Consider the following 26,836-nt stretch of genomic DNA (forward strand, 5'->3'; position numbering starts at 1 on the left):
GGGTTGAACGTGACGAGTGAAGCGATGCCGCTGTCCGTGCTCGACCTGTCTCCGGTGCCGACCGGGACCAAGCCGTCCGAGGCGTTGCACGAGACGCTCGAACTGGCGAAGACCGCGGAGGCGGCCGGCTACAGCCGCTTCTGGCTGGCCGAGCACCACAACATCCCGAGCGTCGCGAGCTCGACGCCCGAGGTGATGATCGCCGCGGTCGCCGGCGTCACCTCGACGATCCGCGTCGGCTCCGGCGGCATCATGCTGCCGAACCACTCCCCGCTGAAGGTCGCCGAGACCTTCCGCGTCCTCGCCGGCCTGCACCCCGGCCGCATCGACCTCGGCATCGGCCGCGCGCCCGGCACCGACCAGCGCACCGCGCTCGCCCTGCGCCGTAGCCGCGAGGCCCTGGCCGCCGACGACTTCCCCGACCAGTACGCCGAGCTCCGCGCGTACGCCGAGGGCTTCCCCGCCGACCACCCGTTCGCCCCGATCACCGCGCAGCCGTCCGACGTACCGCTGCCCCCGGTCTGGATCCTCGGCTCCAGCACGTACGGCGGCCAGGCCGCCGCGATCCTCGGCACCGGCTTCGCCTACGCCGGCCACTTCGGCACGCTCGACCCGGCCGGCGTGATCGGCAAGTACAAGGAAATCTTCCAGCCGTCGGCCGAGCGCGCGGAACCGCACGCCATCCTCGCCCTGGCCGCGATCGTCGCCGAGACCGAAGAGCGCGCCCAGCAGCTCGCCCAGGCCAACGCCCTTTCCATGCTCCGCCTCCGCTCCGGCCGCCCCGGCCCCCTCCCGTCCCCGGAGGAGGCCGCCGCCTACCCGTGGTCCGAAGGCGAAAAAGCAGCCGTCGAGGAGTGGACCAACGTCGTCTCGGTCGGCACCCCCGACCAGGTCGCCGCCGACCTGGGCCGCCGAGCCAACCAGGCCGGCGCCGACGAACTCATCATCACCACAGCCATCCACGACCCAGCCGAACGCCGCCACTCGTTCACGCTCCTCGCCGAAGCCTGGGGCCTGAAGCCCCGCTAACGGAGAGTTGTCCACAGGCCTGTGGGTGCGGAGTTATCCACAGGTCAGGTTCTGACGTGCTCGAAGATGAGGCTGGTTTCCGCGTGAACCACCGCGGGATCCGCCGTCAGGTGGTCGAGCACGAAGTCGCGCAGCGCGTCGGGGGACTCGGCCGCGACGTGCAGCAGGTAGTCGTTGGCGCCGCTGACGTGGAAGAGCGACAGGACGCCGGGTAGCCGCGGCACCATCGCGCGGAAGCGGTCGATCTCGTCGCGGGAGTCGGCGCCGATCCGGATCGCCACCATCGCCTGCAGCGGGCGCCCGAGCGCCGCCAGGTCGACGTCCGCGTGAAAGCCGCGGATCACCCCGCGGTCGCGCAGCGCGCGGACGCGCGCCAGGCAGGTCGACGGGGCGATCCCGGTCGCCTCGGCGAGCGCGTTGTTCGGCATCCGGCCGTCCGCGGTGAGCAGCCGGACGAGCTCCAGGTCGACCTCGTCGAGTCCCGCGGGGATCGGCCGGGGGGCCGGTCCGGGGCTCCGGCGATCCTTCGGCATGACCTCACTGTAAGGGCCATCCACAGAATCCACAGCGTGTGGATAGACCTGTGGACGAATTTTCTTCGGAACTATTGCCCGAAACTCGCAGAAGATTCCACCCTGGCCGCACCGCAGACGGACCAAGGAGGCTCGATGACCGCATCGGACACCCGCGCCGTGCACGCCGGCCGCGACGACCTGACCGCACTCGGCGTGCACGTCCCCCCGATCGACCTGAGTACGACGTACCCGCTGACCGACCTGCAGGCGGGCGGCGCGGCGTACGACCGCCTGGCGACCGGCGGCGACCCGGCCGACGGCAGCCTCGTCTACCAGCGGCTGTGGAACCCGAACGTCGCCCGCCTCGAAACCGCCCTGGCCGAGCTGGAGACCTGCGACGGCGCAGTGGCCTTCAGCAGTGGCATGGCCGCGCTGACCGCGGTCCTGCTCGCCACAGTCGCCGCCGGCAAGCCGCACGTCGTCGCCGTCCGGCCCCTGTACGGCGGCTCCGACCACCTGTTGTCCACAGGCCTGCTCGGTACGACGGTCAGCTGGGCCACCCCCGACACCGTCGCCGAAGCACTCCGCCCCGACACCGGCCTCGTGCTGATCGAAACGCCGGCCAACCCCACCGTCGAGCTAGTCGACATCGCCGACGTGGTCCGCCAGGCGTCCGGCGTACCGGTGGCTGTGGACAACACGTTCGCGACGCCCGTACTTCAGCAGCCCGCGCAGCACGGCGCGACGCTCGTGCTGCACTCGGCGACGAAGTACCTGGGCGGCCACGGCGATCTGATGGGCGGACTGGTCGCCGGACCGACGGAGTGGGTCGCCCGGCTCCGCCAGCTGCGTGCGGTAACCGGCGCGCTGCTCTACCCGCTGGCGGCGTACGAGCTGCACCGGGGGCTGCAGACGCTGCCGGTCCGCGTCCGCGCTCAGCAGGCCGGCGCGGCGAAGGTGGCTGACTGGCTGAGCACCCACCCGGCTGTGGACAAGGTCTACTACCCCGGTCTGCCCGAGTGCGATCCGCGCGGGCTGGTCGGTAGGCAGCTGAGCGGTCCGGGCGCGGTACTGGCGTTCCGGACGAGTCGGGCCGACCAGCTGCTCGCCAGGCTCGAGCTGATCACCCACGCGGTCTCACTGGGCGGTGTGGACACCCTGATCCAGCACCCGGCTGCTCTGACCCACCGCTTGGTCGCCGAGCACGCCAAGCCCGACCCGGACCTGCTCCGCCTGAGCATCGGTCTGGAGGACCCCGAAGACCTGGTCAAGGACCTCGCACAGGCCTTGGCCTGACAGCCGCCGGGGCCCGCAGCTCGGGGGAGCGGGCTCCGGCCAGTACGACGCCCGGCCGGCTCAGACGACGGTCCAGAAGCTGACCCAGCCGGCTCAGACGCTGACCGGCTGGGTCAGCACCCGGTCGATGATCCCGTAGTCCAGCGCCTGCTCCGGCGTGAACCAGCGATCCCGGTCGAAGTCCTCGGTGATCCGGTCGACGCTCTGCCCGGTCCGCTCACTCAGCAGCGACGCCAGCTGCTTCTTGGCCAGCAGCGACTGCTCCGCCTGGGTCTTGATGTCACTGGCCGTGCCGCCCATCCCGCCGGACGGCTGGTGCATCATGATCCGCGCGTGCGGCAGGCTGAACCGCTTGCCCGGGGCACCGCAGGCCAGCAGCACCTGTCCCATCGACGCGACCAGGCCCATCGCGTACGTCGAGACCTCGTTGCTGATGAAGTTCATCGTGTCGAGGATCGCCAGCCCCGCCGACACCGAGCCGCCGGGGGAGTTGATGTAGAGCGAGATCTCCGCCTTCGGGTCCTCGGCGTTCAGCAGCACCAGCTGGGCGCACAGCGCGTTGGCGTTCTCGTCCTTGATCTCGTCGCGCAGGACGACGATGCGCTGCCAGAGCAGGCGTTGGTAGATGTGCTGGTCGAGGTCGGTGGTTCGCTGGTTCTCGCTCATGGTTCCCAGCGTGACCGCCGCGGGGCCGGCCGTCCCGGGAATCTGCCCTTGGCAGATCTGCCCACCGCAGACCCGCCGGGGGTGGCACACTCGGTACAAGGACCACTGACCGAGGAGGACCAGACGTGCTGCTACGCCAGGTGATCGGGAACGTCTTCCGCCGGCTGCGGCGCGAGCGGGGGATCACCCTGCGCGAGCTCGCCGAGGTGGCCCAGGTGTCTGTGCCGTACCTGTCCGAGATCGAACGCGGCCGCAAGGAGCCCTCGTCGGAGATCCTGGCCGCGATCTGCCGGGCGCTCGACCTGGAGCTGTCCGACCTGCTGGCCGAGGTGCAGTTCGACCTCGCTACGGCCGTCCGGGCCACGATGCCGGTCCGCCTGCAGACGGCGGCGATCCGGGTCCAGGAGTCGGCCCCGCAGCGGATCGGGACCTCCTCCCCGCAGACGTACTCGACCACCGCGCAGGCGTTCGCCCTGGTCGCGTAGCCGGTGCTGTACCGGGCAGAAGCCCGCACTCGGCCTACGACGCCGGCATCTGCAGAGGTGCTGGCGTTCCACCTGACGTTGGCCGATTACGCCCCTACACCGCTGCACGACGTACCAACGCTGGCAGCTGAGCTGGGAGTCGGACGCCTGCTGGTGAAAGACGAGTCCCGGCGCCTCGGCCTGCCCGCTTTCAAGGCCCTCGGCGCGTGGTGGGCGATCCACCGCGCGCTTCAGCCCGACACTGAGGTCCTCGTCACCGCGACCGACGGCAACCACGGCCGCGCCGTCGCCCGCCGGGCCCGCATGCTCGGCCTCCGCTCCCACGTCTTCATCCCCGACGTGGTCAGCACTGCAGCGATCGACGCCATCCGCTCCGAGGGCGCCGAGGTCACCGTCCTGCCCACCTCGTACGACGACGCCGTGCGCGCCGCCGCGGACTCGATCACCACCGGCCGCCTCCTGATCCAGGACTCCGCCTGGCCCGGCTACGAGGAGATCCCGCAGCTCATCGTCGACGGCTACTCGACCCTGTTCCACGAGCTCGACGTCGACGCCGACCTGGTCGTCGTACCGATGGGCGTCGGCTCGGTCGCCCAAGCAGCAGTCGCCCACTGCAGCACTGTCCTCGGCGTAGAGCCCAGCAGTGCCGCCTGTGTCACCACCAGCTTGCTGGCCGGTCACCTGGTGACAGTGGAAACCAGCAGCACAGTCATGGCCGGCCTGAACTGCGGTACGCCGTCCAGCCTGGCCTGGCCGGTACTGCGCGACGGCCTACACGCGTCAGTCACGGTAGAGGATGCCGACGCGCTGCAGGCGTCAGACGACCTTGCGGCGTTGGGCATCTCGTCCGGCCCGAGTGGAGCAGCCACACTGGCCGGCCTGCGCGCTGCACGCTCCGCGCTCGACCTGACCGCCGGCAGCACCGTCGTACTGATCAGCACGGAAGGACGCTAAGTGGAGCTGCGGGTGCGATTCCCCGTTGACGACGAAGTGCTCTCGGCCCTGCACTCCTTGGCCTTCGACGTTCCGGGCGAGGTCCAGCCGTGGGCCGCCCGCTTGGAACGGCACGCGCTCACCTGGGTCGGTGCCTTCGACAACGACGAGCTGATCGGCTTCGTGCAGGTCTGCTGGGACGGCGGAGCCCACGCGTTCGTGCTGGACACCGCCGTGCACCCGGACCACGGCCGCAAGGGGATCGGCTCCCAGCTGGTGGCCCGTGCCGCGGACGAGGCGCGCGCGGCCGGCTGCGAGTGGCTGCACGTCGATTACGAGCCGCACCTTGCAAGCTTCTACCTCGACTCGTGCGGGTTCAGGCCCACCGATGCAGGGCTGCTCAAACTGCGCTGAGCGCGGTCAGGCGTTCGGTGGAGACGCAGGAGATCAGGCAGCGCTCCTTGGCGTCGCCGAGCAGGTCAGCGGTCCAGCGGGTGAAGCCGCCGTCGCCCAGCTCGTTGCCGGCCACACCGATGCCGATCGCCGTACCGGCGTAGTAGCCGGCGCCCTTGGTGCGCTCGGCGTCCTCCGCGAACTCCACCGGCAGTCCAGGCCGCACGGTGTCGTCGATCCGCTCCCGGACCGCACCCGGCGTGAACGTGGTGAAGCTGAAGTCCGCCTGCTCACCAAGTACGGCGTACCAGTAGCGCAGGTGATCCAGCAGCAGCTCCGCCTCCGTGCGGCCCGACCCGGTGTCCCGCGCGGACGACACCAGCGCGAACAGCTGGAAGTGCGCGGACATCCCCGGAGCGTCGTTCGCCTGCGCCCGCACCACCCGCTGACAGGTCGCCAGGTCGACCCGCTCGGCACCGGCACGTCGCCGTACGGCGGCCTCGAGTGCGAGCTCGTTGGTCGGGTCGCTGGCGACCTCGGTGTTCCGCATGGTGCTCAGGACCATGTTCTGGTGGATGGTGGACACGACCGAGCACGTGCCGAGCGGCGTCACCGGTGACAGCTCGACGCCGGCGAACCGGTCCGGCAGCAGCTCCCACATTCGGGCCTGGGTACGGACCAGTGCCCGCGGATCGGCCTGGGACGGCTGCACGAAGCGGTCGTTGCGCCAGCGGTCGAAAACCCGGGCCGGAGTCAGCTTCGCGGCACGTTCACGGCTGACGTCCAGGAACGCGCTCTGCAGGTCGGACGGGCTCAGTTCGCCGACCAGCGCCTCGCGGGTCCCGGCGGGGAGCTTCGACCAGATCCGATCGCTCGTCATGGCCCAAGCCTGGCCGAAAGTGTGGACGGGCGCGCGGCAATTAGCTCTGTACCTACTAGTATGTTCAGCACGTCGATCGAGAAGGAGCGGACCGTGTACGCGATGCAGTACGAGGTGACCTTGCCGGCGGACTACGACATGGGGATCATCCGGCGCCGGGTGGCGGAGCGCGGCGCGTCGACCGACGACTTCGACGGGCTCGGGTTCAAGGCCTACCTGATCCAGGACCAGGCGAACGGCGCCATGGTGAACCAGTACGCGCCCTTCTACCTGTGGAACGACTCCGCCGGGATGGCGCGGTTCCTGTGGGGCGGCGGGTTCTTCACGGGGATCTGCCAGTCGTTCGGGCGGCCCAGCGTGCGGCACTGGACCGGCGTCGACTCGCTGGCTGGGCCGGACGTCGACCAGCCGGCCGTCGCGGCGACGAGGAACACTCTCGTCCTGCCGCCCGACGTCGATCCCGTCGGACCGGTGGCCGAGGCTGTGGATTCGTTGTGCGCGACCGCTCAGCTGCCGGGGGTGCACAGCTCGGCGATCGCGGTGGATCCGACGCGCTGGGAGCTCGTGCACTTCACCCTGTGGAGCGGTGAGCCCGGCATCGTGCCGGGAACGCGCTACCAGGTCCTGCACTTGTCCACACCCGGGACAAAAGAGCTTCTCGCGCGGTGAGGTCGCGGGTATTTTCTAGGCATGAGATACCCGAGCCCGTTCCTTTGACGTCCTGACCGCTTGTCCGTCCGCATCGTCGCCTACGAGGCGTTGCAGGACCTGATTCCGCTGTACCCGCTGTACCAGTTGCTGTTCGAGGATCACGGACTGACGTCCACCGAGATCTCGACCCTGTTCATCATCTGGTCGGCGACGGCGTTCCTGCTGGAGATCCCGTCCGGTGCCTTGGCCGACGTGTTCTCCCGCCGCAAGCTCCTGATGCTCGGCCCTGCCCTGACCGGCCTGGGGTACGCGGCCTGGATCACCGTGCCGTCGTACGCCGCGTTCGCGCTCGGCTTTGTCCTCTGGGGAGCAGGCTCCGCCCTGATCTCCGGCACGTACGAAGCCTTCGTGTACGACGAGCTGGCGGCCCGAGGCGCCACGGCCAAGTACGCAGGCCTCCTGGGCAAGGCCAGATCAGCAGCCCTGACCGCCAACCTGACCGCCACCCTGCTGGCCATCCCGTTGTTCGCCCTGGGCGGCTATGTGCTGGTCGGCGTGCTCAGCGTGATCAGTTGCCTTGCGCAACTGATTGTCGCAGCCTCTCTCCCGGAAGCAGCCCGAGTAGCTTCGGCCGACGAAACCGATCCAGAGGAAGAGGACGGCGGCTGGCGAGGTGCTCTCGAGCGGTACGTCGGGATGCTGCGGGCTGGTCTTCAGGAAGCCTCCACCAGCCGGGTGGTTCGGCGGGCGGTGGGACTGGTTGCTCTGTTGGGCGGGTTCCTGGCGTTCGACGAGTACTTTCCCTTGCTGGCCAGGGGAGTGGGAGCGACCACGACCCTGGTGCCACTGCTGATCGCGGGGACCGTGGCAGCGCAGGCGATCGGTGGTGCGCTGGCGGGACCGGCGTACCGGCTGCCGGCCTCGGTGTTCGCGGTAGGGCTGGGAGCGACGGCGGGACTGATCTCCTGGGGATCGTTGAGCGGGACGGCGGCGGGGTTCGTTCCGATCGCGGTCGGGTACGGCGTGATGCAGCTCGTCATCGTCGTCGCGGACGCGCGCCTGCAGGACGCCATCGAGGGGCCGGCCCGGGCGACGGTGACGTCGGTGTCCGGCTTCTTCGCCGAGGTGTTCGCGGTCTCGGTGTACGCCGGGTTCGCGCTCGGCGCGGTCTGGGTCAGCCTCCCGGTCCTGGTCGCCGGGCTGACCGTGCCTGTCCTGCTCACCGCGCTGATCACCCCGAGATCGCTGCCTGCCCCATCGGAGAAGGAGACCGCCTAGCCCTCACACGTCCGGGCCGCCAACCGTTCCATCACCAAAGCCGACGGTTGGCGGCCCCAGCCCTGCCGGCAATTCGGTGTCGGCCGAACAATCCGGCGCCTACGGTCGGCCCATGACAACCCCGAGGAGAACGCAGTGACAGACCGGCGACAAGCAGTTCTCGCGGCAGGCGCGGCGGCCATCACCGTCGTGCTGTGGGCCTCCGCCTTCGTCGCGATCCGTCACGTCGGCCACGAGTTCTCGGCCGGCGCACTCTCCCTCGGCCGACTCGTCGTGGGAAGCCTCCTCCTGGGCGCACTCGTGTTCACCCGCCCCCGCCGCTGGCCGGCCAAGCGCGACTGGAAGCTCCTGCTGGTCTGCGGCCTGCTCTGGTTCGGCATCTACAACGTCGCGCTCAACGAGGCCGAGCAACGCCTCGACGCCGGGACGGCGGCCATGCTCGTCAACATCGGCCCGCTCCTCATCGCCGTGCTGGCCGGCCTGCTCCTCAGCGAAGGCTTCCCGCGCCGTCTGGTCATCGGCAGCGCGGCCGCGTTCGCCGGCGTACTGCTGATCGGTACGTCGTCGTCCAGCGGCCAGGCCGAGACCTGGGGAGTCGTCCTCTGCGTCGCGGCCGCTATCGCCTACGCGATCGGTGTCGTGGCCCAGAAGCCCTTGCTGGCCAGGCTTCCCGCCCTCGAGGTCACCTGGATCGCCTGCACGATCGGCGCGATCAGCTGCCTTCCCTTCGCGCCGGCACTCGTCAGCGAGACCGCCGACGCCAGACCGTCGACGATCTGGTGGGTCGTGTTCCTGGGCGCGTTCCCGACCGCGCTCGCGTTCACCACCTGGGCCTATGCTCTCGCGCGGACGAGCGCCGGCCGGATGGGCGCGACGACGTACCTGGTGCCGCCGCTGACGATCTTCCTCGGCTGGCTCCTGCTCGACGAGTCACCCGCACCACTCGCGTACGCCGGGGGCGCGCTCTGCCTGCTCGGTGTCGCGATCTCCCGCCTGAAGGCCGGTCAGCGCAAGGTCGACTCGATGCCGCTGACCAGCACCGTCAACGCCGACTCGAACCCGCTGTCGAAGTCGTAGTGCAAACCGTCCCGCCCGAGGGCGAGCACCACCCGACTCAACGTCGGTGCCTTGCCCTCGGGCAGTTTCTCCACCCGGTCGACCAGGTCCGGTGCCAGGTCGAAAGTCGCGGCTCGGACCGACAGCTCGCCGAGCAGGAAGCCGTGCACGAAGTCGACGAGCGTGTTCACCGACTCAAAGATCGCGCGCGGTTCGAGACCACCGCGGTCGAGCGCACGGTAGAACGGCTCGACGGTCACCACCACGACGTCCGACACGGCTGACGGATCCGACAACACCTGCAGCGCCAGATTCGGGTGCGCCTGCAATGCGGCCCGGTACGCACGCGCCGCGTCCTTCAGCTCCTCCTGCCACGACAACCCCGCCCGCGGCTGGACGGCGTCCAGCCCCGCGAACACCACCTCGGCCAGCCCGGCGAACACCGCCGCCTTGTTCGGCAGGTGGTGGTAGATCGACATCGGGTTCACCCCGAGCGTCCCGGCCAACCGGCGCATCGTCATCGCCTCGACGCCTTCGTCGTCGACGATCCGCAGCGCGGCCGTCAGGATCGCGTCCCGGCTCAGCCGCTCCGCCCCCGCCCGCGGCCGACCCGGCTTGCCAGCAGTATTCATACGCCGTATGGTAGCGGAATCGTACAGCGTATGGTTAAGGAAGGTGGGCGGGATGCCGAAGAAGCCTCTGGACGGCAAGGTGGCGCTGGTCGCGGGCGGGACCCGGGCGGCGGGCCGCGGGACGGCGATCGCCCTGGGCGAGGCCGGCGCGACGGTGTACGTGACCGGCCGGACCACGCGCACCCAGCAGTCGGAGATGCAGCGGCCGGAGACGATCGAGGAGACCGCCGAGCTGGTCGACCGGGCGGGCGGCCACGGGATTCCGGTCCAGGTCGACCACCTCGAGCAGGACCAGGTGCGCGACCTGGTCGCCCGGATCGACCGTGAGCAGGGCGCGCTGCACCTCCTGGTCAACGACATCTTCGGCCTGACCACGATGGAGTGGGACAAGACCGTCTGGGAGTCGTCGCTCGACGTCGGGCTGCGGACCTTCCGGCTCGCGGTCGAGACGCACGCGATCACCAGCCACTTCGCGCTGCCGCTGCTGATCAAGCAGCCCGGCGGCCTGGTGATCGAGATGACCGACGGCACTGACGAGTACAACGCGACCAACTACCGCGTCTCGTTCTTCTACGACCTCGCCAAGGCGGCGGTGAACCGGATGGCCTTCTCGCTCGCGCACGAGCTCAAGCCGTACGGCGGTACCGCCGTCTCGCTCACGCCGGGCTGGCTCCGGTCCGAGGCGATGCTCGACGGTTTCGGGGTCACCGAGGAGAACTGGCGCGACGCGACCGAGAAGATCCCGCACTTCGCCATCTCCGAGAGCCCGCTGTACGTCGGCCGAGCGGTCGCCGCGCTCGCGGCCGACCCCGACGTCGCGCGGTGGAACCAGCAGTCCCTGTCGAGTGGTCAACTCGCCCAGGTCTACGGCTTCACCGACGCCGACGGCAGCCAGCCGGACGCCTGGCGCTACATGGTCGAGGTCCAGGACCCCGGCAAGCCCGCCGACACCACCGGCTACCGCTGATCGCAGCTGACGTGTGCGGCCGCGATGGGCACGCCCAGCTCGGCCGCAAGCCGCAGTACCTCCCGGCGGGACGTCGTAGCGACAGCAGGTTCCTGCTCGTAGACGTAGACCAGCTCCGGCCACCTGGCCTGAGCTGGATGCACCAGCACGTCCCCGGCGATCAGTGCCTGGTCGGTGAGCACCGACTGATGCCCCGGCGTGTGTCCCGGGGTCGGCAGCAGTGTCAGCCCGGCAACAGATGCCCTCCCGTCCACAGCCCGCAGCTGCGACCCGAGCGGCGCGATGAGCTTCCGGTACGTCGTACTGCCCCGCGCGTGGTCCAGCTCAGCCTGCTGCACGACGTATTCCGCGTTGCCGAACCGCGGTCGATCGCCCTCCACGTTCCAGCCGGCGTGGTCGAGATGAACATGCGTCAGGATCACCGTGTCGATCTCGTCTGCGCGGACGCCGGCAGCCTCCAGCAGGCGAGGCAACCGCCCCGCCGTACCCAGCCACTCGGCCGCCTCGCCGCCGGCCGGCCCGACGCCGGTGTCCACAAGCACGGCGTACTGATCGCTGGTCACCAGGTACGAGTGGAAGTGCAGCAGTCAACCACCGTCGGCCGCGACGTTCCCCGGCGCCTCCACCTCGGCCCACTGCTGCTGCTCGGCCGACCATCCCGGCAGGGCGTCGCCGATCGGCTCGGGAAACACCGCCACGGCGTCACACAGCACAGTCACGTCCACCCGCCCATTGTTGGGACTCAGGGGAGCAGCATCCAGGTGCCGAGGGCGGTCATCACCACGGCGATCGCGCCGTCGAGGAACTGCCAGGCGCGGGCGCGGGAGAAGACCGGGCCGAGCTTGCGGGCGAAGTAGCCGAGGGAGAAGAACCAAAAGAAGCTGCCGGCCACCGCGCCGATGCCGTAGAGCCAGCGGCCGTCGGTGCCGCGTTGGTTGGCCAGAGAGCCGAGCAGGACGACGGTGTCGAGGTAGACGTGCGGGTTGAGGTAGGTGAACCCGAGGCAGGTCAGCAGCACGCTGCGCAGCGCGGCCGGGGCGTGGTCGGCGGCGGTCAGCGCGCTCGGCCGCAACGCGCGGCGGGCCGCGACCACGGCGTACCCGAAGAGGAAGAGCGCACCGGCGTACTTGGTGATGGTCAGGGCGGTGGCATTGCCGGTGAGCAGCGCGCCGAGGCCGGCGATGCCGCTGGTGATCAGCAGCGCGTCGGACAGGGCGCAGATCAGGACGACCGGCAGGACGAACTCGCGGCGCAGCCCTTGGCGCAGGACGAACGCGTTCTGCGCACCGATGGCGACGATCATGGACAAGGTCGTGGCGAAGCCGGCCAGGAGGTTCACACCGTCGACGGTAGGAAGATTGGGCTTCGTAAACCAGCTAAAGATTCTTCACTGCCATTAGCATTGCTTCACATGCAGCTCGACTCGTCCCAGCTCGGCACCTTCGCGGCGGTGATCGACGAAGGCAGCTTCGACCTGGCGGCCCAGCGGTTGCGGATCACGCCGTCGGCGGTGAGTCAGCGGATCAAGGCGCTGGAGAGCCGGGTCGGTCAGGTCCTGATCCAGCGCGGCAAGCCCGCCCGTACGACGGCCGCCGGCGACGCGCTGCTGCGACTGGCCCGGCAGGTTTCGCTGCTCGAGGTCGAGGCGATCGCGGCGGTGAAGGGCTCCGTCGAAGGGCTGCGCGTGCCGATCGCGGTCAACGCGGACTCGCTGAACGGCTGGTTCCTGCCCGCGCTGCTCGCCGTACCGCAGGACCTGGTAACGGCGTTCGACCTGCGCCAGGAGGATCAGGACCACTCCGCCGAACTACTCCGCGCCGGGACGGTGCTCGCGGCGGTCACCGCCGACCCGCGACCGGTGCAGGGCTGCCGAGTGATGCCGCTCGGGCGAATGCGGTACCTGTCGATCGCCACACCGTCGTACGCGGAACGCTGGCTGACCGGCCGCCCGCTGCCGGAGGCGCTCGGGGACGCGCCGCTGCTGGTGTTCAACCCGAAGGACATGCTGCAGCACCGCTTGATGCGCAAGGTGACCCGACGACGGCTCGACCCGCCCGTCCACTCGATCCCCGCGCCCGGTCCGTTCGTCCGCGCGATCCGGCTCGGGCTGGGCTGGGGGATGATCGAGGAAGAGGTCGTCGAGGCCGACCTCGCCGCCGGCACGCTCGTTGAAGTTGCCCAGGGCAAGTATGTCGACGTACCCCTGTACTGGCAGTACTGGAAGCTCGACTCGCCAGTCCTGGACGCGCTCACCGAAGCCGTACGGCAGGCTGCGGCCGACGGGCTTCGTACTGGTTGACCCCAGCGTTGCGGTTGCCAACTCACTTTGAACTACTGTCCAAGACATTCGTGTGACGACATGGCTACGATCGTCAGATGGGCAATCGTGAGGCGTTGATCGAGGGCGCAAAGACATGCCTGCGGGAGAAGGGCTACACCCGAACGACCGCGCGGGACATCGCCACCGCAGCCGGCGTGAGCCTGGCCGCGATCGGCTACCACTTCGGCTCGAAAGACGCTCTCCTGAACGAGGCGATGCGCCAGGCGCTCACCGAGTGGGGCGACGAACTGAGCCGCACGATGACCGCTGGCCCGAGCACCCGGGCATCGAAGTCCGCGACGCCAACCACGCACGCTGATCGACCCGCCACAGACGCTGGCTCGCCCGCTACCGATGCCGGCCGGACCGCCGCGGACGGCGTACCGGAGGACCGGTTCGTTGCCACCTGGGCACTGGTCGCCGAAACGTTGTCCGACCCAGCGAGCCGGGCGTTGTGGACAACGCAGTTCGAGATCCTCAGCCAGGGATCACAGTTGCCCGATCTGTTGCAGGCGGTCGCCGCGATGCAGGTCGACGCGCGGGAGGGCCTGGCCGCACTCTTCGGCGTAACTGATGCCGACGCCCACGCTCACACCCCCGCCGACGCCGCCCCCGACTCCGCATCGGGCTCCGGCCCCGACTCCGCCTCGGGCCCCGCCCGCGACGCCGCCTCGGACTCCGCCTCGGGCTCCGACGCCGACTCCGCCCCCGACCCCGCCTCGGACTCCGCCCCCGACTCCGCCTCGGGCTCCGCCCCGGACCAGGCGAGCGCGCAACAGGTCGGCTCGTTCCTGCAGGCGCTGCTGCTCGGGGTGGTCGCGCTGACGATGTTCGACCCCGAGCGCGCTCCTCGCGGCGAGGACCTGTCCGCGTCCATCCAGCTGATGGCCGCGAAGCTCGCCCGCTAGGCTCCCCTCAACCGGTCGGCTCCTGCATCCCGGCCAACTCCCGTTGCTGAGAGGTCGTCCTCCTGTGAAGAAGATCGTCGCGTGCGCCTTCGGCATCCTGCTGACCGTCGCCGGCGTGGTCTGGACCCTGCAGGGCCTCGGCTACCTCAAAGGCAGCTCGATGACCGGCAGCAGCTTCTGGGCGCTCGTCGGCCCGGTGGTCGCCGCCCTCGGCGTCGCGCTCCTGTACGTCACCTTCCGCGGCCAACCCAAGCGCTGACTACCAGCGGCCAACCGAAACGCCGGCTCCCTGGGTCAGCCCAGGCGCCGGCTCCCTGCAGCCAACTCAAGTGCCGACACTTGCGCCCAGCCCAAGCGTCGCCTCCCGTGTCCCGCCCAAGCGCTGACTCCGTGCGTCCGGCCCAAGCCGACTCTCCGCGCCCGGCCCGCCAACTGATCGGCGCTTCCGGCTAGCTGAGCTCGGACTCCGGCCACCGCAACGCCATCGGGTTGTCCGGTGGGATCAGCCCCGACGACATCACCAGCGTGCTCATCGGCCGCACCAACCGCTCGAGCTCATCAGCCTTCTCGTCGCCGAGCGCCCGCCACCCCTGCTCGGCCAGCCGGTCGGTCGTGTCCTCGACCTCCTGCCGTACGGCGTACCCGCGCTCGGTCAGCACACCGTCCACGCCCAGCAGCCCACGCTCCTGAAGATCCCGCTCTGCCTCGGCCCACTCGTCGTCACTCCACCGCCGAGCCTGCCGGTACACCTCCTTCGACGGCCCACCCGACGCCGCCAGCGTCAGGTTCGCCTGACACGGGCTGATTCCAGCCGCGACCAACGCCGCGACATGCCCGTCACCCCGCGACTCCCGCAGGATCGTCGTTGCCTGCCACAGCACCAGATGCGGTTCGTCCGCCCACTCCAGCGCGGCATTCGCCGCCGCCAACGCCCGCCCGGCAGTCGGCGCCACCTCAGCCGCCTCCCGCGCCACCTCCGCCGCCCGCCGCACCGTCGTACTGCCGACGACGTCAGGCAGCAACCGCCGCACAGCCTTGTCCACAGCCTCCAGCCGTACGCCGATCAACTGCTCCGGCGACGCATACGCCCAAGCATCCGGAATCGCCCGAGCCACCATCCCCGGATGAAAGTTGTAAAACGCAGCCGCCACCACCTCCGGCCCCACCGCCCCCAACGGAGCCGCCCGGCAAGCGAAGTAACTCATCCACCCACCCCGCAACCCCAAGGCGTCCGTAGCCGTCCGAGTCTCCGGCGCGAAGTAAGTCACCGCATGAACCGGCTCCAACACCCGCCACAACCGCCGCGCCCGAGTCTCCGTCATCCCCCGATCCAAACACGCCACCCCACTCCCCACACCCCATGTGACCCATCAGCCATCGCGAGCAAGCAGATGGTGACGGTCCTCGGTTCCGATCGGGTGAAGGCGGACCGGCTGGATGAGAAGGTTCCGGCATGGGAATTCGGGTGCAGTGTGTGAACTACGACGCGATCGATCCGGCCGCGCAGGCGCGGTTCTGGGCCGAGGTGCTGGGGTGGCGGATCACGGTCGAGCACGAGAAGGAGTACGTGCTGGAGCCTCCGGCGGGGAGTCCGGAGGACGGGATCGTGCCGGACATCCTGTTCCTGCGGGTGCCGGCTGATGAGGTGAAGTCGGTGAAGAACCGGGTGCACATGGATCTGCGTCCGGAGGACCAGGCCGCTGAAATCGCTCGCATCGAGTCCCTCGGTGGGAAGAAGGTCGACATCGGCCAGGACGACTCGGCGTCCTGGGTGGTGATGGCTGACCCCGAAGGCAATGAGTTCTGCGTACTGCGTGCCTTCACCGCTGAGGAGCTCGCCTCGTTCTGACGGGACGAGTAGCACCGCCCGCGAGCTCGGCCCTCCACCTCGACGTGCTGGCCGCTCCGGGCTGTGAACCGCCAAGCAACGGTTGAGGTCGGCGGCGGTACTGCACATTGCCCGGCGCGGGAGCGTCAGGGGCTCGTACGTCGGAACCGTTGAAGGAGCTGACCCGAGGCGATGCAGGCCGCGTCGTCTGTCCGGGTTGCCCAAGCGTCGCCTTCGGCCGCAGGGTGGGGCTCCAGTTGGGGCCGCGCTGTGGTCAGGGCAGGGGGCGGTGCATGACGTGGAGGCCTACGTAGCCGTGGGTGGGGTGGTGGAAGGCCTCGGGGACAGTGCCGATGATGGTGAAGCCCAGGGACTGCCACAGATGGACTGCTGCGGTGTTGGTTTCGACCACGGCGTTGAACTGGATGGCTCGAAAGCCTTCGGTGGTGGACCAGGTGATCACGTCCTGGCAGAGGGCTCGGCCCACGCCCTTGCCTCGGGCGGCGTCGGCGACCATGAAGCTGGCGCTGGCGACGTGGGCGCCAGGGCCGGGGCGGTTCGGGTACATGTTGGCGCTGCCGAGAACGGTGCCGTCGGCATCGACCGCGACCGTGGTGCGGCTCTTGGTCGCGCTGGACGGTGACATCCACAGGTCGCGCGCCTGGTCGTCGGTCAGCGTGGGGTCGTACGCGTAGGTCTCGCCGGCGTCGACGATCTCGCGGAAGAACGGCAAGATGGCCGGCCAGTCCTCCGCCCGAGCGTCCCTGATCTCGACCGTCATGGTGGTCCTTTCGATCTCGGTGGGCGGCTCGTGCTCGGCCTGGTCAGACCGCACGGTTCCACCTCCGGGGCTGTCGTGGTGATCGGATCGGTGCGAAAAGGATCACGGTGGCAGCGGTTGGGTGCCAACTGGTTTGTGGGGGAGCGAATAGAATCTCGGGGGATGACGAACTCCGTGGTCCATGGGTTGCCGCGCTGGAGTCTGGCCGTGCCCCCGCTCGCGCTCGTTGTGCTGGTGCTGTCCTGGGGACGGGATCTCGGGGCGGTCCTGCTGGTGCTCGTGTGCGCCGGCCTGGGGGCCGCGGTGATCGCGGCCGTGCACCATGCCGAGGTTGTCGCCCACAAGGTGGGTGAACCGTTCGGCACGTTGATCCTCGCGCTGGCGGTCACGGTGATCGAGGTCGCGCTGATCGTCACGTTGATGGCGTCCGGCGGTGACAAGGCCGCGTCGCTGGCGCGGGACACCGTGTTCGCCGCGGTGATGATCACCTGCAACGGCATCCTCGGCCTGTCGCTCGTGGTCGGCTCCCTGCGGCACCGGACGCAGCAGTTCCGCGTGCATGCCTCTGGGAGCGCGCTCGCGGTGATCACCGCGCTGGTGACGCTCAGCCTGGTGCTGCCGACGTTCACCACCAGCACGCCCGGGGCGACCTTCAGCGGCGCGCAGCTGGCGTTCGCCGGGGTGGTGTCGCTGGTGATGTACGGCGTGTTCGTGTTCGTGCAGACCATTCGTCATCGCGACTACTTCCTTCCGGTTGAGCACGACGCCGAAGCCCAAGCCGACAAGGCGCTCCGCACCGGCGTGGCGGCGCGGGCTCGAGACGGCGAAGCGCTCAGCACCGATGGGCTGGTGCGGACCGGGAACTCCGACCGCCCGGACACCGAACTCTCCACGGCCGGCGATGCTTCGGTGGCGGCCAGGGACGGGCAGTCCGAGGCCGCCGCGGACCCGGTCACCGAGGTCGTCGACAACGCGAACAACGAGCGCGACGAGCGCGACGAGGACGACGAGAACGGCGACGCCGAGACCCACGCTGCAGCGCCTAGCGGACGGGTGGCGCTCCTCAGCCTGGGCATGCTGTTCGTCTGTCTGGTCGCCGTGGTCGGGCTCGCGAAGACCGTGTCCCCGAAGCTGGAGGAAGCGGTCGCGTCGGCCGGGGCTCCGGTCGCCGTGGTCGGTGTGATCATCGCTCTCCTGGTCCTGTTGCCGGAAACGGTCGCCGCCGTCCGGGCCGCCCTGCGGAACCGGCTGCAGACCAGCCTCAACCTCGCGCTCGGGTCCGCGCTGGCCAGCATCGGGCTGACCATCCCGGCCATCGCGCTCGCGTCCATCTGGCTCGACGGACCGCTCGTGCTCGGCCTCAGCGGCACCGAGATGGTGCTGTTCGCGCTGACCGTCGTGATCAGTCAGCTCACCCTGGCAACCGGTCGGGCCACCCTGCTGCAAGGTGCCACGCACCTAATGGTCTTCAGCGCCTTCCTGTTCCTCGCCGTCAGCCCTTAGACCGGAAGTCTCCAAGGCAGCCAAGTAGTCGACGACTTCCTGCTGGTGGTTGAACTCGGCCCAGCCCAGCGGAGTGCTCTGATAGGCGGGATCGCGAACCGTCGGATCAGCGCCCAGCTCGATCAGCTTCCGCACGGTCGCCAGGTGGCCATGGAAGGCCGCCTGGTGCAACGGGGTCGTCCTGCCCGGCAGAGCGAGGTCCCAGCCGAGATCCTTCAAGGCCTGCAGGGCTTCCGTGCGGCCCAGCTCGGCGGCCCGGACCGGCAGGTACGGATTGCGCCGCACCGCCCGCGCCGCGAGCGAGGGATCGACATCGCCCACCGTGCCGCTCATCACGGCCTGGAAGAGCTCGTGCACGTCGTCCAGCGGCGCCGCTCCCGCCTTCCGTAGCAACTCGGCGACCTCCGTGTGTCCGTGCACCGCGGCCAGCTCGAAGGCTCGATGGCCGAAGAAGATCGGATGCGCCGTCCCTCGCGCGTCCGGATCGACTCCCGTCTCCAGCACCAGTCGCACCCGATTCACCAGACCCGCCGACGAGGCGAAGACCAGTTCGTCCTCCAGCAGCTGGCGCGGCGTCGCGTGCGCCACGGTCAGCCGCCGGCGCCACGGCCCTCCGTCGCCCTGACCGAGCCCGAACTCCAGCAACATCCGCAGGTGGTCGTCGTCGTACGGCGGTGGGCAACCGAGGCCGCAGTTGTACATCGTCTGGCCGTCGTTCGGATCGGCGCCGGCCTCCAGCAGCAGCCGTGCCAGCTCCAGTCGGTTCTGATGCGGCGGCTGATTCCCCTCGCCCCGGCCGAACGCGCCGGTCAGCGCGGTGAACGGGGACGGCAAGCCCGCCCAGAGGAAACCGGCGTTCGGGTCTGCGCCGTGGCGGAGGAGGAGGCGGGCGATCTCCAGTGGGGCTTCAGGGGAAACCTCCAGACGTGAGTAGGTGAGGTAGAGAAGGGGTTCCCAGCGGAACGGGCCGCCTTGGAGTCCGGCCAGCTGAGGTGACCGGTCGAGCTCAGCCCGTACGGCGCCGACGTCACCGGCGACGACCATGGTGAAGATGTTGCTGACAGCAACATCGGGGAAGCGGGCCAGAAGCGCGCGGGCCTGGTCGGGCCGCTGAGGGTCGTCCTGCCCGTAGTGCAGCGTCGCCAGCCGCAGGAACTCGTCGGCCCGCTCGCCGGGGGTCTCGACCGGTCCACCAACGCTCTGCCGGTGAGGCGACCGCGTGTACCGCTCGATGATCCCCAGGTGCCGGCCGAGTTGCGGCCAGCTCGGGAATCCATAGCTCCGGGCGACCACCAGCTGTGCGTCGGCAAGGCCGCGGATCGAATCGGCCGAGTCTGCTGGATGGAACTCGGCAACCAGCGCGAGCGCGTCGGCGTCACCGGCGCGGACCTGCTTCAGCAAGGTCTTGGCCTGGTTGCGCAGGTGCTCGAGGTTCGGATCGTCGGGAAGACGGCGGGTCGGCATGGCGACCTCCTCTCTGTGTGCCTGCTGTCCGCGTCGTCAGGCGAGAAAGGAGGTGGGCTCGGGCCACCCGTCAGCGCACCAGCGCTGAGCAGGCACCCCGGTGGTGCACAACCTCGACCGCTCAGGTGGGCTGAGCCCTTCCCGCGGACCGGTGGCACCCTGCGTGCCGGTTTCCCACAGTACGCCGGATCACGGCGCCTGCATCCACCACTCGGTGAACTCGTGGGCGCGTCCGCTCCGGTCCAGGCGGATCACCCACAGGTTGCTGAACAAGGTCGGCGGGTTGGTCAGGTACGTCGTCCAGCCGCGGACGAACCCCACCCCGTCGCCGAATCCGAGCACCTCGTACTCGAAGGCGGTCTCGCCCGCGGCGTCGGCGACCTCGAGCCAGGCGCGCACGATCGCGTCCCGGCCCTGCACCGGCTCCTCGTCGGGGCGCCGGAAGAAGACGGCGTCCTCGGTCCACAGCGCGCCGATGTCCTTGGGGTCGTTGGACTCCCAGGCCCGCCGGTACCGCCCGACCCACTTGTCCAGGTCCTTCTCCCGCATGTCTGCATCCTGCCTCCTCGAAGAGCCGCTCAGAAGGCCGTTCGGCCCTCTTGCCAGAGAAGATACGAAGATGACGACCTGGACCTTCGAGGGACTTTCGCTGCCTGTGGACAAGTCGGTCCGGCTGCGCTTCGGCTCAGGGGAAGAGGACAGCCTGCCCGGAAGGTTCGCGCTCCCAGGCCTGGTCGACGCGCACTGCCACCTGACCGTCGACGCCGACGAGCGGGGACCCTTCCTCGCGGGCAGCACCGAGGCGGAGGATCGGCTGGACCGGCTCGCGCAGGCCGGCGTGAGCGCGGTCCGCGACGTCGGCGGCCGCCGTGAGATCACGCTCCGGCTCGCGCGCGAACCGCGGGAGGACCGCCCGATCGTGCTCGCGGCGGGCCGGTTCCTCGCGCCGAAGGGCCGGTACTTCCCGCGCATGCACGACCCGGTCGAGCCCGACGAGCTGCTCAAAGCCGTCGAGGCCGAGCTGGACGACGGCGCGACCTGGGTCAAGCTGGTCGCGGACTTCCCCGCCGTCGGTCCGGACGGTCCGATCCGCGGCAGCGCCGTCGAGCCGACGTACGAGCTCGGTCTGGTCGAGCAGGTGGTCGCGACTGCGCACGCGAAGGGCGGGAGAGTCGCGGCGCACACCAACAGCGCGGTCGTGAGCGATCTGGTCCGGGTCGGGGTGGACTCGATCGAGCACGGCACGAGCATCACCGAGCAGGACCTCGAGATCCTCGGCGCCCGCGGCGGCGCCTGGACACCGACCCTGTGCGCCTCGATCGACACGCACGCAAGCGAAACGCTGGAGCAGCGCGACAGGCGCCTGACCAAGGCGAAGTACCTGACCAGCATGCTCGAACTGGCCGACCAGTACGGCGTGACGGTGCTCACCGGTTCAGACGTCGTCGGCTCGGTCGCACGGGAGATCGAGCTGCTCAGCCGGCACGGCCTCGACGTCACCCAGGCGATGGCCGCGGCGACCACGAAGGCCTGGGACTACCTCGGTCTGCTCGATGACGGCAACCTCGTCACGTACGACGAAGACCCGCGCGAACGCCCCGGGATCCTCGCAACACCCGCCGCCGTGATCCTGCACGGACGCCGGATCCGGTAAGCGCTACTCCCCGACGAGCCCGTCGATCCGCTCGCGCAGCAGGTCGGCGTGGCCGTTGTGCCGCGCGTACTCCTCGACCAGGTGGAGGTAGAGCCACCGAAGCGACAGATCAGGTCCACCGCGCGGCCGGGTGAAGTGGTGGTCGAGGTCGTAGCCGCGGGCAATCGCATCCGACTCCGCGACCACCTGGTGGAACGTCGCGAGGTCCGCCTCGGCCTCGGCCTCGGACACCAGGTCGAAGTCGCCGTCCGGGTGCTCGTCGGTCCACAACTTCAACGCGTCCACGCGTCCGTCCAGCGACGCCTGGAACCAGTACCGCTCCACTTCGGTCAGGTGCCGGACCAGTCCGAGCAGCGTCATTCCGGACGGATCGACGGTCGGCCTGACCAGCTCCTCGCCGCTCAGCGCGGACACCTTCCAGAGCAGCGTGCCGCGGTGGAAGTCGAGAAATCCCTGCAGCATCGCGCGTTCGTCACCGGTCGACGGCGGGTCGGTACGGAACTGCGAAGAGGTGTCGGTCGTCACAGCCAGGACCGTACCGCGACCGAAGTCACTGGGGAGGCGAACCACGATGCCGTATGCTGGGTGTTGACGGTCCGCCCAGTTCTGCCTCGGACCATTTGGCAGTCGACCCCCACGCGCCGCGGCCTGTGATGCCGCGCCGGGCAGGACGACCCTTTTCGACTTTCTTGGAGTACCAGATGGCGGTCAGCCGCCCCATGCCCACGCCCGAAACACGTTCCGCGCGCCCGGACGGACCGGCGCGCCCCCGTCGCCGCCGCCGTTCAGGTGCCAGCGGCAACCAATCCGCTCCGGCCGGAACCGGCCAGAGCACCGCACAGAGCAACGAGAACCGCACGCAAGGTGAGCGTCGCCGCGGCGGCAAGCAGGCCCCGGCCGTTCAGGCCGTGCAGGTCACCGAGCAGTACGACGACATCGAGCCGCTCGTGGTCCCCGACGACCTGACCTTCGCCGACCTCGGCCTGCCGGCCGAGCTGGTGTCCGCGCTGGCGAAGACCGGCGTCACCAAGCCGTTCCCGATCCAGGCCGCGACGCTGCCGGACTCGCTGGCCGGCAAGGACGTGCTGGGCCGCGGCCGGACCGGTTCCGGCAAGACCTACGCGTTCGTGCTCCCGCTGATCGCACGGCTCGCGTCCAGCGGCACCCGCCGCCGGCCGAACCAGCCGCGCGCCCTGATCCTGGCGCCGACCCGTGAGCTGGCGACCCAGATCCAGGCCTCGATCACGCCGCTGACCGACGCGTTCGGCCTGCGCACGATGACCGTCTTCGGCGGCGTCGGGCACGGTCCGCAGATCACCGCGCTGCGCAAGGGCGTCGACATCGTCGTCGCCTGCCCCGGCCGGCTCGAGGACCACGTCAAGGCCGGGCACGCGAAGCTCGACGCGGTGGAGATCACCGTGCTCGACGAGGCCGACCACATGGCCGACCTGGGCTTCCTGCCCGCCGTACGGCGGCTGCTCGAGGCGACGCCGGCCAACTCCCAGCGGCTGCTGTTCTCGGCCACGCTGGACGCCGGTGTCGACGTGCTGGTCAAGCGGTTCATGCGCAACCCGACCACGCACAGCGTCGACTCGGCGCAGTCGCCGGTCTCGAAGATGACCCACCACGTCCTGCACCTGCAGGCCGACAGCCGGCTCCCGGTGCTGGTGGACCTGGCCGCGGCTCCTGGCCGCACGCTGGTCTTCACCCGGACCAAGTACGGCGCCAAGTCGCTCACCAAGAAGCTGATCGCCCAGGGCGTTCCCGCGGTCGAGCTGCACGGCAACCTGTCCCAGGGCGCTCGCACCCGGAACCTGGAGGCCTTCTCCGACGGTTCCGCCCGGACGCTGGTCGCCACCGACATCGCGGCCCGCGGGATCCACGTCGACGACGTGTCGCTGGTGATCCACGCGGACCCGCCGATCGAGCACAAGGCGTACCTGCACCGCTCCGGCCGGACGGCGCGCGCCGGGGCCGAGGGCACCGTGGTCACGCTGATGACCGATGACCAGGTCAGCGACGTCCGCGACCTGACCCGCAAGGCCGGGATCGCGCCGAAGGTCACCAAGCTGCGCGTCGGTGACCCGCTGCTGGCCGAGCTCGCCCCGGGCGAGCGCACCTACGTCGAGCCCACGGCCAAGCCGGAGAGCGACCAGGTACGCCGCGGCGGTGGCGAGTCGACCGGACGGGGACGCGGCGGTCGTGGCCGACGCTCCGCCTCCGGCCCGGGCCAGTCCGCTCCGGCAGCCCGCGGCGCGGCCAACGGCGGTGGCCGTGGATCCGGCGGCGGCGCCCGCAACGGCGGAGCCGGCGCAGGCCGCAGTGGCGGAGCACGCGCCGGAGCCGGCGGCGGTGGCCGTGGCGGATCGGGTGGCCGCGGTGGTTCCGGTGGAGCGCCGAAGAGCTACAGCACGACGACTCCGGGGGCCAGCGCCCGTCCGGCGGGAGCGGCGGCCTTCTCGGCCGGCACCCGTGCGGGCAGCGGCCGTCGCGGCCGCTGACGCTGCACACCAGGTCACGGGCCGGATCCGGTGCAGATGTCACCTGATCCGGATCAAACCGCCTGACCCGACCGACAGAGCCCAGGATGCCCGTGGCAGCCTGGGCTCTGTCGCGTCGTGAAGGGGAGAACCGATGGCCGTCGTACGGACCGTGCTGGGCGACGTCGCACCCGAGGAGCTCGGAATCTGCGACGCTCACGACCACCTGTTCATCCGCAGCGCGATGATGCCGCCGGGCCAGGAGCTCGACGACTACGACGCCGCCGTGCAGGAGGCGACGCTGTACGCCGAGGCCGGTGGCCGGTCGATCATCCAGTGGACGCCGTACGGCCTGGGGCGGCGCGCCGACCTAATGCCGAAGCTGTCGGAAGAGACCGGCGTCCAGCTGGTCGCTGCGACCGGGCTACACCGCTCGGAGCATTACGACAAGCTGCCGGACCAGGACCTGGCTGAGCTGTTCGTCCGCGAGCTGACCCAGGGCATCGGCGACGGCGGGGTGCGTGCCGGGCTGATCAAGATCGCCAGCGGGTTCCACGGACTCGACAAGCACACCTCCTGGGTGCTGGACGCCGCCGCGGAGGCCCAGAGGGCGACTGGCGCGCCGATCGGCATCCACCACGAGCTGGGTACCGGAGCGGACGCCGTACTGGATCGTCTCGAAGGACACGGGGTCGCGCCGGACCGGATTGTGCTCGGGCATCTGAACCGTTTCCCCGACCACCAGGTCCACCAGGAATTGGCCGCCCGCGGCGCGTTCCTCGCCTTCGACGGACCGTCGCGGGCCAACCATGCGACCGACTGGCGGATGGTCGACTGCCTGGCAGCGCTTGTCGAGACCGGGTATGCCGAACACCTGCTGCTCGGCGGTGACACGACGAGCGCGCGGGCGCGACTCGCGACCGGCGAGGGCCCGGGAATGCCGTACCTGTTGACGAATCTGCGCCCCCGGCTCACCCGCCGGCTCGGCGAGGACGTCGTCGAGCAGATCTTCGTCACGAACCCGGCCCGCGCCTTCGCGACCGACTGGAAGTGACGGCACGAATCCACCAACCGTGACGTCGCGTTGCCCAGGGCATCCGAGCGGTACGGTTCGCAGGTGAACACCGTCGCGCAGATCTTCGTCGCCCTGGCCGGAGTCCTTCACCTGGTCTTCTTCGCCCTGGAGAGCGTGCTCTTTCGCAAGCCGAGCGTGCAACGGCGGTTCCTGGTCAAGACCGAGGCGGAGGCGGAAGCGGCGCGGCCCTGGGCGTTCAACCAGGGCTTCTACAACCTGTTCCTGGCGGCCGGCGCGATCGGTGGCCTGATCGCCGGTGGCGACCGCGGGCACGCGATCGCGCTGTTCTCGTGCGCGTGCATGCTCGGCGCCGGGCTGGTGCTGATCGGCTCGGACCGCCGGATGGCCAGGTCCGCCGCGATCCAGGCGGTGCCGCCGCTCCTCGCGCTGGTGCTTGCTGCGGTTCTGTAAGCAGGCCATTGACTTCAAGGGTGGTTGAAGTCCGAGAGTTCTCGGCATGACCACGACGATCGCGGCCCCTCGCCCGCCCGGAGTTCTCGCCCCGCAGTACCGTGCGCTGACCGTCGGGATGGTCGCGCTGATCACGCTCGTCGCGTTCGAGTCCCTCGCCGTGACGACCGCGATGCCGACCGTCGCGCAGGCGCTCGACGGGCTCTCGCTGTACGCGCTGGCGTTCGGCGGACCGCTGGCCTCGGGCGTCGTCGCGATGGTCGTCTCGGGCACCTGGTCCGACCTGAAGGGCCCGACGCGCCCGCTCTGGCACGGTACCGGCTGGTTCCTGACCGGCCTGGTGATCGCCGGACTCGCGCCGACCATGGAGGTCCTGGTCGTCGGCCGGGTGATCCAGGGATTCGGCGCCGGTCTGCTCACGGTCGCCTTGTACGTCGTCGTGGGGCACCTGTACCCGGCGGAGCTGCGGCCACGGATCTTCGCCGCGTTCGCGACCGGCTGGGTCGTGCCGTCGCTGGTCGGTCCCGCGATCGCCGGGCTGATCGTCGAGCACGCGAACTGGCGGATCGTCTTCCTCGCCGTACCGGTGCTGGCCGTTCCGGCGGCGCTGATCATGCGACCAGGGCTCTCCAAGAGCGACCACGCGACGCGGTCGGGCAAGCTGTGGAGCGAGCAGGCCTGGTACGCCGTGGGTGCCGCCATCGGCGTCGGGCTGCTGCACTACGGCGGTCAGCAGCACGGAGCGATCCAGCTGGTCCTGCTCGGCGCCGGACTGGCCGCGGTGGTCGTGTTCGCGCCGAAACTGCTGCCGAAGGGAACGTTCACGATCCGCGCTGGGCTCCCGTCGGTGATCGCGCTGCGCGGTCTGGTCGCGGCCGCCGGGTTCGGTGCCGAGGTGTTCCTGCCGCTGATGCTGACGCGGGAGCGCGGCCTGTCGCCGGCGTTCGCGGGCCTGGTGCTGACCGTCAGCGCGCTCAGCTGGACCGCGGCGTCCTGGTACCGCGGTCGCCCGAGCCAGCCGTTCGAGCCCCACGTGTTCCTGCAAGCCGGCATGGTCTCGGTCCTGCTGGGCATCGCGACCGCGGCCGCCACCCTCGACGACCGGGTGCCGGTCGTGGTCGGCATCCTCGGCTGGGCGCTGACGGGACTCGGGATGGGAACCGTGTTCCCGACCGTGTCCGTCCTGGTCCTGGAGTACTCGAGCCTCGAGCAGCAGGGCGCGAACAGCTCGGCGCTGCAGCTCAGCGACTCGTTGCTGACCGCAACGGTGCTGGCGGTCGGCGGTTCGCTCTTCGCGGCCATCGAGCCGCACTCGCCGACCACCGCCTTCCTGACCGCCTTCGGCCTGCCCGCAGCCCTGGCCGTCGTCGGCGTCCTCGCGGCCCGGCGAACAGCAACCGGTCACCCGAGGTAGTCACCGGAGCAGGTGGGGAAGATCACCGGCGCGCCGCCTTCCGTTGACCGGTCACGAACCAGGCCGCTACCGTTCACGAGTCAACCTGCGGTGCCATGAGGGAAACCGGTGAGAGACCGGTACGGCCGCGCCACTGTGAGCGAGCAGCTGCTCGTGAGTCAGGACGCTCGGGCACTCGCAGCCTTTCGATGGGGACGCGCACTTCCCCAGGAGGTCC

At 70.0% G+C, this 26,836-nt stretch carries 31 protein-coding genes and 1 riboswitch; of the genes, 19 read left to right on the plus strand and 12 right to left on the minus strand.

The features are described from left to right. The first annotated feature begins 9 nt into the window (after window positions 1-9). Window positions 10-1,029 (plus strand): LLM class flavin-dependent oxidoreductase, encoded by a 1,020-nt coding sequence (locus tag ABD235_RS24740; protein ID WP_344178052.1) that lies wholly within the window; start codon window positions 10-12, stop codon window positions 1,027-1,029. Window positions 1,030-1,073: 44 nt separating this feature from the next. On the opposite strand, the gene ABD235_RS24745 is transcribed toward ABD235_RS24740, so the two are convergent. Beyond that, the gene (locus ABD235_RS24745; RefSeq protein ID WP_344178054.1) at window positions 1,074-1,562 is read right to left on the minus strand and encodes an Lrp/AsnC family transcriptional regulator; all 489 of its coding nucleotides are present in this window, start codon (window positions 1,560-1,562) and stop codon (window positions 1,074-1,076) included. A gap of 135 nt (window positions 1,563-1,697) precedes the next feature. Here ABD235_RS24745 and ABD235_RS24750 point away from each other — a divergent pair, with 135 nt between their 5' ends. Further along, window positions 1,698-2,840 carry a trans-sulfuration enzyme family protein gene (locus ABD235_RS24750; RefSeq protein ID WP_344178056.1) on the plus strand — a complete coding sequence of 381 codons (1,143 nt, stop codon included), beginning with the start codon at window positions 1,698-1,700 and terminating at the stop codon, window positions 2,838-2,840. A 93-nt stretch (window positions 2,841-2,933) separates the two neighbouring features. On the opposite strand, the gene ABD235_RS24755 is transcribed toward ABD235_RS24750, so the two are convergent. Then, the gene (locus tag ABD235_RS24755; RefSeq protein WP_425553181.1) at window positions 2,934-3,548 is read right to left on the minus strand and encodes a ClpP family protease; all 615 of its coding nucleotides are present in this window, start codon (window positions 3,546-3,548) and stop codon (window positions 2,934-2,936) included. 83 nt (window positions 3,549-3,631) lie between these two features. Here ABD235_RS24755 and ABD235_RS24760 point away from each other — a divergent pair, with 83 nt between their 5' ends. Genes ABD235_RS24760 through ABD235_RS24770 form a run of 3 tightly spaced genes read left to right on the plus strand, consistent with a single transcriptional unit; the run spans window position 3,632 to window position 5,338 of the window. Continuing rightward, window positions 3,632-3,991, plus strand: coding sequence for a helix-turn-helix domain-containing protein (locus tag ABD235_RS24760; protein WP_344178061.1), 360 nt, complete (start codon window positions 3,632-3,634; stop codon window positions 3,989-3,991). Window positions 3,992-4,048: 57 nt separating this feature from the next. Next, a complete protein-coding gene (locus ABD235_RS24765) occupies window positions 4,049-4,945 on the plus strand; it encodes a pyridoxal-phosphate dependent enzyme (RefSeq protein WP_344178063.1) in 897 nt (298 codons plus the stop codon). Window positions 4,946-4,957: 12 nt separating this feature from the next. Continuing rightward, entirely contained in the window at window positions 4,958-5,338 is a 381-nt protein-coding gene (locus ABD235_RS24770; protein ID WP_344178065.1) for a GNAT family N-acetyltransferase, read from the plus strand. Here the strand turns inward: ABD235_RS24770 and ABD235_RS24775 are convergent. Continuing rightward, window positions 5,325-6,197 carry a hypothetical protein gene (locus ABD235_RS24775; protein WP_344178067.1) on the minus strand — a complete coding sequence of 291 codons (873 nt, stop codon included), beginning with the start codon at window positions 6,195-6,197 and terminating at the stop codon, window positions 5,325-5,327. The two genes, ABD235_RS24770 and ABD235_RS24775, sit on opposite strands and share 14 nt — an antisense overlap. Window positions 6,198-6,257: 60 nt before the next feature. On the opposite strand from ABD235_RS24775, the gene ABD235_RS24780 reads away from it, so the two are divergent. From ABD235_RS24780 to ABD235_RS24790, 3 genes are all read left to right on the plus strand, one after another. Further along, window positions 6,258-6,866: a DUF4865 family protein gene (locus tag ABD235_RS24780; RefSeq protein WP_344178069.1), complete on the plus strand. Its 609-nt coding sequence runs from the start codon at window positions 6,258-6,260 to the stop codon at window positions 6,864-6,866. Between the two features lie 60 nt (window positions 6,867-6,926). After that, window positions 6,927-8,126, plus strand: coding sequence for an MFS transporter (locus tag ABD235_RS24785; protein ID WP_344178071.1), 1,200 nt, complete (start codon window positions 6,927-6,929; stop codon window positions 8,124-8,126). A 135-nt stretch (window positions 8,127-8,261) separates the two neighbouring features. Further along, window positions 8,262-9,203 (plus strand): DMT family transporter, encoded by a 942-nt coding sequence (locus tag ABD235_RS24790; protein ID WP_344178073.1) that lies wholly within the window; start codon window positions 8,262-8,264, stop codon window positions 9,201-9,203. On the opposite strand, the gene ABD235_RS24795 is transcribed toward ABD235_RS24790, so the two are convergent. After that, window positions 9,131-9,814, minus strand: coding sequence for a TetR/AcrR family transcriptional regulator C-terminal domain-containing protein (locus ABD235_RS24795; RefSeq protein WP_344178075.1), 684 nt, complete (start codon window positions 9,812-9,814; stop codon window positions 9,131-9,133). The two genes, ABD235_RS24790 and ABD235_RS24795, sit on opposite strands and share 73 nt — an antisense overlap. Window positions 9,815-9,866: 52 nt before the next feature. Here ABD235_RS24795 and ABD235_RS24800 point away from each other — a divergent pair, with 52 nt between their 5' ends. Further along, complete coding sequence (locus tag ABD235_RS24800; RefSeq protein ID WP_344178077.1) at window positions 9,867-10,781, plus strand: SDR family oxidoreductase; 915 nt, start codon at window positions 9,867-9,869, stop codon at window positions 10,779-10,781. Here the strand turns inward: ABD235_RS24800 and ABD235_RS24805 are convergent. From ABD235_RS24805 to ABD235_RS24815, 3 genes are read right to left on the minus strand one after another with little or no spacing between them, the layout of a single operon-like run. Continuing rightward, window positions 10,772-11,344, minus strand: a complete 573-nt coding sequence (locus ABD235_RS24805) for an MBL fold metallo-hydrolase (RefSeq protein ID WP_344178079.1) — start codon at window positions 11,342-11,344, stop codon at window positions 10,772-10,774. The two genes, ABD235_RS24800 and ABD235_RS24805, sit on opposite strands and share 10 nt — an antisense overlap. Window positions 11,345-11,368: 24 nt before the next feature. Next, window positions 11,369-11,506, minus strand: a complete 138-nt coding sequence (locus ABD235_RS24810; RefSeq protein ID WP_344178081.1) for a hypothetical protein — start codon at window positions 11,504-11,506, stop codon at window positions 11,369-11,371. A gap of 17 nt (window positions 11,507-11,523) precedes the next feature. Then, window positions 11,524-12,120, minus strand: coding sequence for a LysE/ArgO family amino acid transporter (locus ABD235_RS24815; protein ID WP_344178083.1), 597 nt, complete (start codon window positions 12,118-12,120; stop codon window positions 11,524-11,526). Between the two features lie 72 nt (window positions 12,121-12,192). Here ABD235_RS24815 and ABD235_RS24820 point away from each other — a divergent pair, with 72 nt between their 5' ends. From ABD235_RS24820 to ABD235_RS24830, 3 genes are all read left to right on the plus strand, one after another. After that, entirely contained in the window at window positions 12,193-13,080 is an 888-nt protein-coding gene (locus ABD235_RS24820) for a LysR family transcriptional regulator ArgP (protein WP_344178085.1), read from the plus strand. 77 nt (window positions 13,081-13,157) lie between these two features. Beyond that, window positions 13,158-14,009: a TetR/AcrR family transcriptional regulator gene (locus tag ABD235_RS24825; RefSeq protein WP_344178088.1), complete on the plus strand. Its 852-nt coding sequence runs from the start codon at window positions 13,158-13,160 to the stop codon at window positions 14,007-14,009. Between the two features lie 64 nt (window positions 14,010-14,073). Further along, on the plus strand, window positions 14,074-14,268 hold the full coding sequence (locus ABD235_RS24830) for a hypothetical protein (RefSeq protein ID WP_344178091.1): 195 nt from the start codon (window positions 14,074-14,076) through the stop codon (window positions 14,266-14,268). Window positions 14,269-14,458: 190 nt separating this feature from the next. Here ABD235_RS24830 and ABD235_RS24835 read toward each other — a convergent pair whose 3' ends face one another. After that, complete coding sequence (locus tag ABD235_RS24835; RefSeq protein ID WP_425553170.1) at window positions 14,459-15,331, minus strand: SCO6745 family protein; 873 nt, start codon at window positions 15,329-15,331, stop codon at window positions 14,459-14,461. Window positions 15,332-15,462: 131 nt separating this feature from the next. On the opposite strand from ABD235_RS24835, the gene ABD235_RS24840 reads away from it, so the two are divergent. Next, a complete protein-coding gene (locus ABD235_RS24840) occupies window positions 15,463-15,858 on the plus strand; it encodes a VOC family protein (protein ID WP_344178095.1) in 396 nt (131 codons plus the stop codon). A gap of 253 nt (window positions 15,859-16,111) precedes the next feature. Here the strand turns inward: ABD235_RS24840 and ABD235_RS24845 are convergent, their stop codons facing one another. Then, complete coding sequence (locus ABD235_RS24845; protein ID WP_344178098.1) at window positions 16,112-16,672, minus strand: GNAT family N-acetyltransferase; 561 nt, start codon at window positions 16,670-16,672, stop codon at window positions 16,112-16,114. Window positions 16,673-16,780: 108 nt separating this feature from the next. On the opposite strand from ABD235_RS24845, the gene ABD235_RS24850 reads away from it, so the two are divergent. Next, window positions 16,781-18,121 (plus strand): calcium:cation antiporter, encoded by a 1,341-nt coding sequence (locus ABD235_RS24850; protein ID WP_344178100.1) that lies wholly within the window; start codon window positions 16,781-16,783, stop codon window positions 18,119-18,121. Here the strand turns inward: ABD235_RS24850 and ABD235_RS24855 are convergent. After that, a complete protein-coding gene (locus tag ABD235_RS24855; RefSeq protein WP_344178102.1) occupies window positions 18,077-19,585 on the minus strand; it encodes an ankyrin repeat domain-containing protein in 1,509 nt (502 codons plus the stop codon). The genes ABD235_RS24850 and ABD235_RS24855 overlap by 45 nt on opposite strands. Before the next feature lie 189 nt (window positions 19,586-19,774). After that, window positions 19,775-20,134, minus strand: coding sequence for a YybH family protein (locus tag ABD235_RS24860; RefSeq protein WP_344178104.1), 360 nt, complete (start codon window positions 20,132-20,134; stop codon window positions 19,775-19,777). 70 nt (window positions 20,135-20,204) lie between these two features. On the opposite strand from ABD235_RS24860, the gene ABD235_RS24865 reads away from it, so the two are divergent. Then, entirely contained in the window at window positions 20,205-21,239 is a 1,035-nt protein-coding gene (locus ABD235_RS24865) for an amidohydrolase family protein (RefSeq protein WP_344178107.1), read from the plus strand. Between the two features lie 3 nt (window positions 21,240-21,242). Here ABD235_RS24865 and ABD235_RS24870 read toward each other — a convergent pair whose 3' ends face one another. Then, window positions 21,243-21,764: a DinB family protein gene (locus ABD235_RS24870; RefSeq protein ID WP_344178109.1), complete on the minus strand. Its 522-nt coding sequence runs from the start codon at window positions 21,762-21,764 to the stop codon at window positions 21,243-21,245. Between the two features lie 383 nt (window positions 21,765-22,147). On the opposite strand from ABD235_RS24870, the gene ABD235_RS24875 reads away from it, so the two are divergent. From ABD235_RS24875 to ABD235_RS24890, 4 genes are all read left to right on the plus strand, one after another. Continuing rightward, window positions 22,148-23,740: a DEAD/DEAH box helicase gene (locus ABD235_RS24875; RefSeq protein ID WP_425553171.1), complete on the plus strand. Its 1,593-nt coding sequence runs from the start codon at window positions 22,148-22,150 to the stop codon at window positions 23,738-23,740. A gap of 133 nt (window positions 23,741-23,873) precedes the next feature. Further along, a complete protein-coding gene (locus ABD235_RS24880; protein ID WP_344178113.1) occupies window positions 23,874-24,773 on the plus strand; it encodes a phosphotriesterase family protein in 900 nt (299 codons plus the stop codon). 63 nt (window positions 24,774-24,836) lie between these two features. Next, complete coding sequence (locus ABD235_RS24885; RefSeq protein ID WP_344178115.1) at window positions 24,837-25,205, plus strand: DUF1304 domain-containing protein; 369 nt, start codon at window positions 24,837-24,839, stop codon at window positions 25,203-25,205. A gap of 46 nt (window positions 25,206-25,251) precedes the next feature. Then, on the plus strand, window positions 25,252-26,619 hold the full coding sequence (locus ABD235_RS24890) for an MFS transporter (RefSeq protein ID WP_344178117.1): 1,368 nt from the start codon (window positions 25,252-25,254) through the stop codon (window positions 26,617-26,619). A gap of 53 nt (window positions 26,620-26,672) precedes the next feature. Beyond that, a riboswitch (cobalamin riboswitch) is annotated at window positions 26,673-26,809 on the plus strand. Window positions 26,810-26,836: the final 27 nt, after the last annotated feature.

This window comes from Kribbella lupini (genome assembly GCF_039529595.1).
GTDB lineage: Bacteria > Actinomycetota > Actinomycetes > Propionibacteriales > Kribbellaceae > Kribbella > Kribbella lupini.

Bases quoted from the DNA above. Each gene is read 5' to 3' on its own strand.
- ABD235_RS24750 (WP_344178056.1), top strand. From the start codon at position 1,698: ATGACCGCATCGGACACCCGCGCCGTGCACGCCGGCCGCGACGACCTG.
- ABD235_RS24860 (WP_344178104.1), bottom strand. From the start codon at position 20,134: ATGCGGGAGAAGGACCTGGACAAGTGGGTCGGGCGGTACCGGCGGGCC.
- ABD235_RS24800 (WP_344178077.1), top strand. From the start codon at position 9,867: ATGCCGAAGAAGCCTCTGGACGGCAAGGTGGCGCTGGTCGCGGGCGGG.
- ABD235_RS24865 (WP_344178107.1), top strand. From the start codon at position 20,205: ATGACGACCTGGACCTTCGAGGGACTTTCGCTGCCTGTGGACAAGTCG.
- ABD235_RS24850 (WP_344178100.1), top strand. From the start codon at position 16,781: ATGACGAACTCCGTGGTCCATGGGTTGCCGCGCTGGAGTCTGGCCGTG.
- ABD235_RS24780 (WP_344178069.1), top strand. From the start codon at position 6,258: ATGTTCAGCACGTCGATCGAGAAGGAGCGGACCGTGTACGCGATGCAG.
- ABD235_RS24775 (WP_344178067.1), bottom strand. From the start codon at position 6,197: ATGACGAGCGATCGGATCTGGTCGAAGCTCCCCGCCGGGACCCGCGAG.
- ABD235_RS24855 (WP_344178102.1), bottom strand. From the start codon at position 19,585: ATGCCGACCCGCCGTCTTCCCGACGATCCGAACCTCGAGCACCTGCGC.
- ABD235_RS24820 (WP_344178085.1), top strand. From the start codon at position 12,193: ATGCAGCTCGACTCGTCCCAGCTCGGCACCTTCGCGGCGGTGATCGAC.
- ABD235_RS24745 (WP_344178054.1), bottom strand. From the start codon at position 1,562: ATGCCGAAGGATCGCCGGAGCCCCGGACCGGCCCCCCGGCCGATCCCC.
- ABD235_RS24825 (WP_344178088.1), top strand. From the start codon at position 13,158: ATGGGCAATCGTGAGGCGTTGATCGAGGGCGCAAAGACATGCCTGCGG.
- ABD235_RS24890 (WP_344178117.1), top strand. From the start codon at position 25,252: ATGACCACGACGATCGCGGCCCCTCGCCCGCCCGGAGTTCTCGCCCCG.
- ABD235_RS24880 (WP_344178113.1), top strand. From the start codon at position 23,874: ATGGCCGTCGTACGGACCGTGCTGGGCGACGTCGCACCCGAGGAGCTC.
- ABD235_RS24840 (WP_344178095.1), top strand. From the start codon at position 15,463: ATGGGAATTCGGGTGCAGTGTGTGAACTACGACGCGATCGATCCGGCC.
- ABD235_RS24795 (WP_344178075.1), bottom strand. From the start codon at position 9,814: ATGAATACTGCTGGCAAGCCGGGTCGGCCGCGGGCGGGGGCGGAGCGG.
- ABD235_RS24835 (WP_425553170.1), bottom strand. From the start codon at position 15,331: ATGACGGAGACTCGGGCGCGGCGGTTGTGGCGGGTGTTGGAGCCGGTT.